The sequence below is a fragment of the Virgisporangium aurantiacum genome (assembly GCF_016863635.1).
Lineage (GTDB): Bacteria > Actinomycetota > Actinomycetes > Mycobacteriales > Micromonosporaceae > Virgisporangium > Virgisporangium aurantiacum.
This window is the reverse complement of the sequence record NZ_BOPG01000193.1, coordinates 1-1,019: the sequence shown is the minus strand read 5'-3', so window position 1 is coordinate 1,019 and position 1,019 is coordinate 1. Positions and strand designations below refer to the sequence as shown.

At 63.2% G+C, this 1,019-nt stretch carries 1 protein-coding gene; it reads left to right on the top strand.

Annotated features, from left to right (window positions below; all coding sequences use genetic code 11):
* Positions 1-1,019, top strand: a 1,019-nt coding sequence (locus Vau01_RS63000; RefSeq protein ID WP_239153165.1) for a condensation domain-containing protein, incomplete at both ends; no start/stop codon positions are given.

The following is a 1,019-nucleotide window of genomic DNA, read 5'->3' as shown; positions in this document are numbered from 1 at the left end:
ACGCCGTTGTCGTTTGGGCAGTTGCGGTTGTGGTTTTTGGATCGGTTGGATTCGGGTGGTGTGGCTTATAACGTGCCGTTTGTGTTGCGGTTGGTGGGTGGGTTGGATGTGGGGGTGTTGGAGCGGGCGGTTGGGTTTGTGGTGGGGCGGCATGAGGTGTTGCGGTCTCGGTTTGTGGTGGTTGATGGGGTGCCGCGGCAGGTGGTGGGGGAGGTTGGGTGGGTTTCGGTTCCGGTGGTGGAGGTGGATGGGTTGGCGGGTGTTGAGGGGGTGGTGGCGGAGGAGTTGGGTCGGCGGTTTGATTTGGCGGGTGGTGTGTTGTGGCGGGCTCGGTTGGTGCGGTTGGGTGTTGCGGATCATGTGTTTGTGATGGTGATGCATCACGTTGTGTGTGATGAGTGGTCGACGGGTGTGTTGCGGCGTGATCTGGCGTTGGCGTATGGGGCGTTGGTGTCGGGGCGGGCTGTTCCGTTGGGACCATTGCCGGTGCAGTACGCGGATTTCGCGGTGTGGCAGCGGGAGTCGCTGCGGGGTGGGGTGTTGGAGCGGCAGTTGGGGTATTGGCGGGGGCGGTTGGCTGGGGTGCCGGTGTTGGAGGTGGTGGGGGATCGGCCGCGTCCGCCGGTGCGTAGTGGGTTGGGTGCGGCGGTGCGGTTTTCGGTGGATGAGGATGTGGTCGCCGGGTTGCGGGCGGTTGGTCATCGGCATGGCGTGACGATGTTCATGGTGTTGTTGGCGGCGTTCGATGTGTTGTTGGGTCGGTATACGGGTCAGGACGATGTGGTGGTGGGGTCGCCGATTGCGAATCGTGGTCGGCCGGAGGTTCAGGATCTGGTGGGGTTTTTTGTCAATACGTTGGTGTTGCGGGTTGATTTGTCGGGTGATCCGACGTTCGAGGAGGTGTTGGGGCGGGTTCGTGAGGTGGCGTTGGGGGCGTATGCGCATCAGGATCTGCCGTTCGAGCAGGTCGTGGAAGCCGTCCAGCCCGACCGCGACCTCACCCGCACCCCCCTCTTCCA